The sequence below is a fragment of the Piscinibacter sp. genome, from assembly GCF_050175855.1.
In the GTDB taxonomy this organism is placed as follows: domain Bacteria; phylum Pseudomonadota; class Gammaproteobacteria; order Burkholderiales; family Burkholderiaceae_C; genus Piscinibacter.
Genome location: NZ_JBFXIO010000225.1, coordinates 1 through 8,404, shown reverse-complemented (window position 1 = coordinate 8,404; position 8,404 = coordinate 1). Strand labels below are relative to the sequence as shown.

11 protein-coding genes are annotated in these 8,404 nt (G+C 69.8%); 6 read left to right on the top strand and 5 right to left on the bottom strand.

Annotated features, from left to right (window positions below):
* Nucleotides 1-457: PmbA/TldA family metallopeptidase (locus AB7U92_RS16520; RefSeq protein ID WP_428579166.1), on the bottom strand; the 457-nt coding region annotated here is incomplete at its 3' end.
* A gap of 142 nt (nt 458-599) precedes the next feature.
* Here AB7U92_RS16520 and AB7U92_RS16515 point away from each other — a divergent pair.
* Nucleotides 600-938 (top strand): hypothetical protein, encoded by a 339-nt coding sequence (locus AB7U92_RS16515; RefSeq protein ID WP_428579163.1) that lies wholly within the window; start codon nt 600-602, stop codon nt 936-938.
* On the opposite strand, the gene rsmI is transcribed toward AB7U92_RS16515, so the two are convergent.
* Nucleotides 939-1,862 (bottom strand): 16S rRNA (cytidine(1402)-2'-O)-methyltransferase, encoded by a 924-nt coding sequence (gene rsmI / locus AB7U92_RS16510; protein WP_428579160.1) that lies wholly within the window; start codon nt 1,860-1,862, stop codon nt 939-941.
* Between rsmI and AB7U92_RS16505 the strand changes: the two genes are divergently transcribed.
* Genes AB7U92_RS16505 through AB7U92_RS16495 form a run of 3 tightly spaced genes read left to right on the top strand, consistent with a single transcriptional unit; the run spans nt 1,852 to nt 3,524 of the window.
* Nucleotides 1,852-2,235, top strand: coding sequence for a YraN family protein (locus tag AB7U92_RS16505; RefSeq protein ID WP_428579157.1), 384 nt, complete (start codon nt 1,852-1,854; stop codon nt 2,233-2,235). The two genes, rsmI and AB7U92_RS16505, sit on opposite strands and share 11 nt — an antisense overlap.
* Before the next feature lie 60 nt (nt 2,236-2,295).
* Nucleotides 2,296-2,892, top strand: coding sequence for a phosphoheptose isomerase (locus AB7U92_RS16500; RefSeq protein ID WP_428579154.1), 597 nt, complete (start codon nt 2,296-2,298; stop codon nt 2,890-2,892).
* On the top strand, nt 2,889-3,524 hold the full coding sequence (locus AB7U92_RS16495; RefSeq protein WP_428579151.1) for a BON domain-containing protein: 636 nt from the start codon (nt 2,889-2,891) through the stop codon (nt 3,522-3,524). Before AB7U92_RS16500 ends, AB7U92_RS16495 begins: the two co-directional genes overlap by 4 nt.
* Nucleotides 3,525-3,609: 85 nt before the next feature.
* Here AB7U92_RS16495 and AB7U92_RS16490 read toward each other — a convergent pair whose 3' ends face one another.
* The 3 genes from AB7U92_RS16490 to AB7U92_RS16480 form a co-directional block, all read right to left on the bottom strand.
* Entirely contained in the window at nt 3,610-4,515 is a 906-nt protein-coding gene (locus AB7U92_RS16490; RefSeq protein WP_428579148.1) for an NAD(P)-dependent oxidoreductase, read from the bottom strand.
* A gap of 28 nt (nt 4,516-4,543) precedes the next feature.
* Entirely contained in the window at nt 4,544-5,680 is a 1,137-nt protein-coding gene (locus AB7U92_RS16485) for a PilT/PilU family type 4a pilus ATPase (protein WP_428579145.1), read from the bottom strand.
* 111 nt (nt 5,681-5,791) lie between these two features.
* Nucleotides 5,792-6,835: a type IV pilus twitching motility protein PilT gene (locus AB7U92_RS16480; protein ID WP_428579141.1), complete on the bottom strand. Its 1,044-nt coding sequence runs from the start codon at nt 6,833-6,835 to the stop codon at nt 5,792-5,794.
* Nucleotides 6,836-6,906: 71 nt separating this feature from the next.
* Between AB7U92_RS16480 and AB7U92_RS16475 the strand changes: the two genes are divergently transcribed.
* Nucleotides 6,907-7,596 (top strand): YggS family pyridoxal phosphate-dependent enzyme, encoded by a 690-nt coding sequence (locus AB7U92_RS16475; protein WP_428579138.1) that lies wholly within the window; start codon nt 6,907-6,909, stop codon nt 7,594-7,596.
* A gap of 55 nt (nt 7,597-7,651) precedes the next feature.
* Nucleotides 7,652-8,404, top strand: a 753-nt coding sequence (locus AB7U92_RS16470) for a curli production assembly/transport component CsgG (protein WP_428579135.1), incomplete at its 3' end; no start/stop codon positions are given.

Sequence of the window (8,404 nt, the reverse complement as noted above, 5' to 3'; positions counted from 1 at the left end):
CCACGTGCTCGAGCAGCGCCACCTTCTGCGTGCTGTCGAGCGTGGCGATCGGGTCCATCGGCGCGTAGAGAATGCGGCTCGGCGCGATCTTCTGCGGCGCGTCCACCTTCACACGCCGGCTCTGGCCGGCCGAGGCGATGGTGCGCACCGTGGCCGCGGCGTCGAGCAGCGCGGCCTCGGAGATGTCGTCGGAGTAGGCGAAGGCCGTCTTCTCGCCGGCCACCGCGCGCACGCCCACGCCCTGGTCGATGCCGAAGCTGCCGCTCTTGACGATGCCCTCCTCCAGGCTCCAGCCCTCGCTGCGCGTGTACTGGAAGTAGAGATCGGCATCGTCGATGCGGTGGGTGGCGATCGTGGCCATGGCCTTGGCCAGCGTCGCCTCGGTCAGCCCGAAGGGCTCGAGCAGCAGCGAGCGGGCGATAGCCAGGCGTTCGATGGTCGGTTCGCGGGAGATCATGGCGGCGTCCTCGGCAGCGGTCGGTCCATTCTAGGAGCCGCCCTGGTTTGCAGGTCTTTACGCGGGTTTACGAAGCGGCGGTGCACTCCGGCGCGCACGGCCCCGTTGAGCAGGCGTCCCCACCCCACACCGGAGAGACCTCATGTTCAAGCTTCGCACCCTGGCCGCCGCCACGCTGGCCTTCGCCGCCGCAGGCGCCTTCGCCCAGGCCGCCTCGGCCCCCGCCGCCACGCCGCGCGTCGACCAGCGCCAGGCCCACCAGGAAAAGCGCATCGACCAGGGCATCGCCTCCGGCGAGCTCAACAAGCGCGAGACCCGGCGCCTGCAGAAGGAACAGAACGTGATCGACCGGGCCGAGAACAAGGCCAAGGCCGACGGCACGGTGACGAAGGCAGAGCGCCGCCGCCTGCACAAGATGCAGAACCACGCCAGCCGCGACATCCGCCACCAGAAGCACGACGCGCAGGTCGCGCGGCCCTGATCATTCGCTGTCGGCCTGCTCGCGCTTGAGTGCCAGCGCCCGCTCGTAGAGAGCGTTGCGCGGCGCGCCGGTCAGCGCCACCGCCAGCGCCACCGCCTGCTTGAGCGGCAGCGCGGCGAGCAGCGGATCGAGAATGCGGTCGTGCACGGCGGCGTCGGCGGCCCCTTCGGCCGTCGCCGCCGCATGCAGCACCAGCACGAACTCGCCGCGCAGCCGGTTGGCATCATCCGCGAGCCACGCCGGCAGCGCCGCGCACGCCAGCGTGTGCACCGACTCGAACTGCTTGGTCAGCTCACGGCACACCGTGATGCGACGCTCGCCGCAGGCCGCAGCCAGCTCGCGCGCCAGCGCTTCGATGCGATGCGGCGCCTCGAAGAGCACAGTGGTGTCGCTGCCGGCTGCGAGGCGCTGGATGGCCTGGCCGCGCTCGCCGCCCTTTGTCGGAAGGAAGCCGCGGAACACGAAGCCCTGACCCTGGGCATCGCCGGCCACGCTGAGCGCCGCCGCCGCAGCGCTGGCGCCGGGCAGCGGCAGGCAGCGGTGGCCGGCTGCGCTGACGGCTGCCACCAGCGCCGCGCCGGGGTCGCTGACCGCCGGCGTGCCGGCGTCGCTGATGAAGGCCACGCGCTCGCCCCGCGCCAGGCGCTCGATCACGCCGGCCGCCGCCTCGCGCTCGTTGTGTTCGTGGATGGCCAGCAGCGGCTTGCCGTCGATGCCGAGCGTGTGCAGCAAGGGCGCGCTGTGGCGGGTGTCCTCGCAGGCGACGGCGTCGGCCAGCGCCAGCACGTGGATGGCGCGCAGGCTGAGGTCGGCGAGGTTGCCGATCGGCGTGGCGACGACGTAGAGTGCGCCGGCCGGGAAGTTCTGGCCACCGGCCGCCGCCGCGGCGGCCTGCCGCAACAGCGAGGCGTCGATGGAGTTCACGGGACGGCGGACGACGAAGGCGATCGGTGACGAGGCCGAGGCCCTGGCCCTGGCGCACCTGCGGCGCGCCGGCCTCGTCCTCGTGGAGCGGAATTATCGTGTGGCGCACGGTCCGCACGCTCGCGGCGGCGAAGTCGACCTGATCCTGCGCGAGCGCGACGGCACGCTGGTGTTCGTGGAGGTGCGCTCGCGTGCGGCCGCGAGCCATGGCGGCGCGGCAGCCAGCATCGGTGCCACCAAGCAGCGGCGCATCGTGCTCGCGGCGCATCACTACCTGATGCGCTGGGGCAGTCCCCCGCCATGCCGCTTCGACGTGGTGGCGATCGATGCGGGCCGGGTCGAATGGCTGCGCGGGGCCTTCGAGGCGCAGTGACGATGTGTCACGCCCATGACGGAACCGTCGCCGCGAGGCCGTGTCTTATGATCGCCCACCATGCTCGAACAACGCATCCAGCAGCAGTTCTTCGACAGCGCGGATCTGAAATACGCCGCCGCTGAGATCCTCGCCAAGCCCATCGCCGACGCGGTCAACGCCGTGGTCGGTTGCATCACGGCGGGTGGCAAGGTGCTGGCCTGTGGCAACGGCGGCTCGGCCAGCGATGCGCAGCATTTCGCGGCCGAGTTCGTGGGCCGCTTCGAGCGCGAGCGCCCCGGCCTCGCCGCCATCGCGCTGACCACCGACACCTCCATCCTCACCGCAGTCGGCAACGACTACGACTTCAACTCGATCTTTTCCAAGCAGGTGCAGGCGCTGGGCTCGCCCGGCGACGTGCTGCTGGCCATCACTACCAGCGGCAACTCGGCCAACGTGCTGGCCGCCGTCGACGCCGCCAAGGCCAAGGACATGACCGTCATCGCGCTGACCGGCCGTGGCGGCGGCAGGATGCGCGAACGCCTCGGCGAGACCGACGTGCACATCTGCGTGCCGCACGAGCGCACCGCGCGCATCCAGGAAGTGCACATCCTCGTGCTGCACTGCCTGTGCGACGCGGTCGACCTGCAGCTGCTGGGAGAACAGGAAAACACATGACCAAGCAACGCTCCACCCTCCATCGCCCTGCCCTGCTGCTTGCCGGGCTGGCCGCTGCCACGCTGCTGTCGGCCTGCGCGCCGCTGCTGGTCGGCGGCGCGGTCGTCGGCACCTCGATGGTCGTCACCGACCGTCGCACCTCGGGCACCCAGCTCGAAGACCAGGCCATCGAGCTGAAGTCGAAGACGCGCGTGCGCGAAGCCGTGGGCGAGCGCGGCCACGTCAACATCACCAGCTACAACCGCACCGTGCTGCTGACCGGCGAGGTCGCGGCCGACGTCGACAAGGTGGCCGTCGAGCAGGCCGTGGCCAAGGTCGAAGGCGTGCGCACCGTGGTCAACGAGCTGGCCGTGATGGGCTCGTCGTCGCTCGCGAGCCGCTCCAACGACGCCGTGCTGACCAGCAAGGTCAAGGCGAGCTACATCGACGCCAAGGACGTGTTCGCCAACGCGATCAAGGTCACCACCGAGCGCGGCACGGTCTACCTGATGGGCCGCGTCACCGAGCGCGAGGCCACGCGTGCTTCCGACATCGCCCGCGGCGTGGCGGGCGTGCAGAAGGTGGTGAAGGTGTTCGAGGTGATCACCGAGGCCGAGCTGGCCGAGATCCAGCCCAAGCAGGCGCAGAACTAGGGCGCCCCGGTTACTTCACTCCTGCGCCCGAGGGGCGCCCGCCGCCCGCCTTGGGAACGGCCCGGAGGCGGGCGGACCGCTTGCTTCAGCGCAGGCGCTTGATCAGGCTCGAGGTGTCGAGCCGGTTGCCGCCCATCGCCTGCACGTCGGCGTAGAACTGGTCGACCAGCGCCGTCACCGGCAGCCGCGCGCCGTTGCGCTTGGCTTCCTCCAGGCACAGGCCCAGGTCCTTGCGCATCCAGTCGACCGCGAAGCCGAAGTCGAACTTGCCGTCGACCATGGTCGGGCCGCGGTTGTCCATCTGCCAGCTCTGCGCGGCACCCTTGCCGATCACGCCGAGCACGGCCTTCATGTCCAGGCCGGCGCGCTCGCCGAAGGCGATGGCCTCGGCCAGGCCCTGCACCAGGCCGGCGATGGCGATCTGGTTGACCATCTTGGCGAGCTGGCCGGCGCCGTTCGGCCCGAGCAGGGTGACGGCCTTGGAGAAGGCCATCGCCACCGGCTTGACGGCCTCGAAGGCCTGCGCATCGCCGCCGCACATCACGGTCAGCACACCATTGATGGCCCCGAGGTTGCCGCCGGACACCGGCGCGTCGATGAACTTCAGGCCGCGCTTGTCGGCTTCGGCACCGAGCTCCCGCGCCACCTCGGCCGAGGCGGTGGTGTGGTCGACGAAGATCGCGCCCGGCTTCATGCCGGCGAAGGCGCCGTCCGCGCCGAGCACCACCGAGCGCAGGTCGTCGTCGTTGCCGACGCAGGCGAAGACGATGTCCGCGCCCTTGGCGGCCTCGCGCGGGGTCGGCGCGTGGCAGCCACCGTACTCGGCCGCCCAGGCGGCCGACTTCGCGGCGGTGCGGTTGTAGACGGTGGTGCGGTGGCCGGCCCGGGCCAGGTGGCCGGCCATCGGGTGGCCCATCACGCCCAGGCCGAGGAAGGCGACGTCGCGCGCCGGGACAGGCTCGTAGGTCTTGGTGGGGGTTGTCGTGCTCATGGGCCGATTCTGACCCAAGGCACGAAACTCACACGATGGTCAGGTGTTCGGTGCCGGCGGCCAGGTCGGCGCTGCGCGCGCGCTGGCTGTGCAGCTTGACCTGCAGGCGCAGGTCGTTGACCGAGTCGGCGTTGCGCAGGATGTCTTCGTAGGTGACGAGGTTGCTCTCGTACAGGTCGAACAGCGCCTGGTCGAAGGTCTGCATGCCGAGCTCGCGCGAGCGCTTCATCAGGTCCTTGATGTCGGCGACCTCGCCCTTGAAGATCATGTCGGCGATCAGCGGCGTGTTCAGCAGGATCTCGACCGCCGCGATGCGGCCCTTGCCTTCCTGGCGCGGCAGCAGGCGCTGCGACACCAGCCCCTTGAGGTTGAGCGACAGGTCCATCAGCAGCTGGGCGCGGCGCTCTTCGGGGAAGAAGTTGATGATGCGGTCCAGCGCCTGGTTGGCGCTGTTGGCGTGCAGGGTGGCCATGCACAGGTGGCCGGTCTCGGCGAAGGCGACGGCGTGCTCCATGGTCTCGCGGTCGCGGATCTCGCCCATCAGGATGACGTCGGGCGCCTGGCGCAGCGTGTTCTTCAGCGCCTGCTCCCAGCCGTCGGTGTCGATGCCGACCTCGCGCTGGGTGACGATGCAGTTCTTGTGCGGGTGCACGAACTCGACCGGGTCCTCGATCGTGATGATGTGGCCGTGCGAGTTCTCGTTGCGGAAGTCGACCATCGCCGCCAGCGAGGTGCTCTTGCCGGAGCCCGTGGCGCCGACGAAGATGACCAGGCCGCGCTTGGTCATCGCCACGTCCTTCAGCACCTGGGGCAGGTTCAGGCTGTCGATGGTGGGCAGCGTCTGCGGGATCGTCCGCATCACCAGGCCCACGTTGCCCTGCTGCACGAAGGCGTTGACGCGGAAGCGGCCGATGCCCTGCGGCGAGATCGCGAAGTTGCACTCCTTGGTCTTCTCGAACTCGGCGGCCTGCTTGTCGTTCATCACCGCGCGCGTCAGCGCCAGCGTGTGCGCGCCGGTCAGCGGCTGCGGCGACACCTTGGTGACCTTGCCGTCGACCTTGATCGCGGGCGGGAAGTCGGCGGTGAGGAAGAGGTCCGAGCCATTGCGGCTGACCATCAGCCGCAGCAGGTCGTTGACGAACTTGGAGGCCTGGTCGCGTTCCATGACGGAGTCCTTCGGTGTTCAGCGCGGGCTCAGGCCAGCGCCGGGCCGCTCCCAAGCGGCCTGAGCCGCCACCTCGGGGGGCAAGTGAGCGAAGCGAACGGGGGTGAACATCTATCCGGGGAAGTTCTCGGGGAACTTGGCTTTGGCGCGGGCTTCCGCGGGCGAGATGACGTTGCGGCGCACCAGATCGGCCAGGCACTGGTCGAGCGTGGACATGCCGATGCTGTTGCCGGTCTGGATCGCCGAGTACATCTGGGCGATCTTGTTCTCGCGGATCAGGTTGCGGATGGCCGCGGTGCCCAGCATGATCTCGTGCGCCGCCACGCGGCCGGAGCCGTCCTTGGTCTTGCACAGCGTCTGCGAGATCACGCCGATCAGCGACTCCGACAGCATTGCGCGCACCATCTCCTTCTCGGCCGCGGGGAACACGTCGACGACGCGATCCACCGTCTTGGCGGCGCTCGAGGTGTGAAGCGTGCCGAACACCAGGTGGCCGGTCTCCGCCGCGGTCAGCGCCAGTCGGATGGTTTCCAGGTCACGCATTTCGCCGACCAGGATGGCGTCCGGGTCCTCGCGCAGCGCCGAGCGCAGCGCGTTCGCGAAGCTCAGCGTGTGCGGGCCGACCTCGCGCTGGTTCACGAGGCACTTCTTCGACTCGTGCACGAACTCGATCGGATCTTCCACCGTCAGCACGTGGCCGAACTCGTTCTCGTTGAGGTGGTTGACCATCGCGGCCAGCGTGGTCGACTTGCCCGAGCCCGTGGGCCCGGTCACCAGCACCAGGCCGCGCGGCTTCAGCGAGAGCTCGGCAAAGACCTTCGGCGCATTGAGCTGCTCGAGCGTGAGGATCTTCGACGGAATCGTCCGGAACACGGCGCCGGCGCCGCGGTTCTGGTTGAAGGCGTTGACGCGGAAGCGCGCCAGGCCCTGGATCTCGAACGAGAAGTCGCACTCCAGCGTCTCCTCGTACGCCTTGCGCTGGGCATCGTTCATGATGTCGTACACCATGTCGTGCACCTGCTTGTGCTCGAGCGGGTCGACGTTGATGCGGCGCACGTCGCCGTGCACGCGGATCATCGGCGGCAGGCCCGACGACAGGTGCAGGTCCGACGCCTTGTTCTTGACCGAGAACGCGAGCAGCTGGGTGATGTCCATGGAGTAACGAGTTGTTCGTGCGAGCGCACGGCGCGGGGCGGGAATCGCCGCGTGGATACTCTCGAACGATTATGGCGACGATCCTCGGCAACATACAACAAGTGCGCGCTCGCATTGCCCGCGCCTGCGACGTGGCGCAGCGCCCCGTGCAAAGCGTCACGCTGCTGTGTGTGAGCAAGACTTTCGGCCCTGACGCGGTGCGCGAGGCGCATGCGGCGGGCGAGCGATGCTTCGGCGAGAACTACGTGCAGGAGGCGCTCGACAAGATCGCGGCGCTGGCCGACCTGCGCGGCGCGATCGAGTGGCACCTGATCGGCCCGCTGCAGAGCAACAAGACGCGGGCGGTGGCCGAGCAGTTCGACTGGGTGCATTCGGTCGACCGGCTGAAGATCGCGCAGCGGCTGTCGGAGCAGCGGCCTGCGAACTTGCCGCCGCTGCAGCTGTGCCTGCAGGTCAATATCAGCGGCGAGGCGAGCAAGAGCGGCCTGGCGCCGGCCGAGGTGGCCGATGTCGCGCAGGCGGTGGCCGCGCTGCCGGGCGTGCGCCTGCGCGGCCTGATGGCGATACCCGAGCCCGCCGGTGACCTGGCGGCGCAACGCGCGCCGCACCGTGCGCTGCGCGAGCTGTTCGAGTCGCTGCGCGCGCAGGGTCTCGAACTCGACACGCTGTCGATGGGCATGAGCGCCGACCTCGAGGCGGCGATCCTCGAGGGCTCGACGATGGTGCGCGTGGGCAGCGCGATCTTCGGCGCGCGGGCTTGATCCACAATGCCCGCCCGTGAGCCGCCGCCACGGCGGCGACAGGGAGGACAAGAACATGAGACTCGTCTGCACTGCAGCGGCGCTGGCTGCCGCGAGCGTGCTGGCCGGATGCGGCAAGCAGGGCGTGGAACTCGGCCAGGGCGGCTCGGTGGTGACCGGCTCGGGCGGCTCTGCCGGCGCGCAGGGCGCCGCCAAGGAGCTGGTGCGCTGCGACTCGCCGGTGGCCGTGGTCTCGCTGGCCGAGAACCAGCGCGGCTACGTCGGCATCGGACGCGGCGGATTGCCGGAATCGCCGCTGCCGCTCGTCAGGGTGCTGATGCAGCAAAGCGGCTGCTTCCGCATCGTCGACCGGCACAGTGGCCTCGATGCCACCCTGCGCGAGCAGGAGCTCAAGGACCAGGGCGTGCTGCGCCAGGACGACACCACCGTGCGCAAGGCGCGCGGCATCGTCGCGCAGTACAGCGTGGTGCCCAGCCTGACCTTCAGCGAGCAGGACGCCGGCCGCCAGATCGGCGGGATCCTGGCCCAGATTCCCTACCTCGACAAGCTGGCGGGTGCCGCCGAGCAGGTGAAGTTCAAGGAAGCGCAGGTCGTGCTGCTGATGACTGACAACGAGACCACCGAGCAGCTGTCCGCGGCCACCGGCGCGGCGCGCACCACCGACCTCGGCCTCGGCGGCCTGGTCGCGGGCAAGGGCGGCGGGCTGGGCGGCCTGGGCTGGAGCAACACCAACGAGGGCAAGGTGATCGCGGCCGCCTTCCTCGACGCCCACAACCATCTGGTCGAGCAGGTGCGCGTGCTGGCGGCC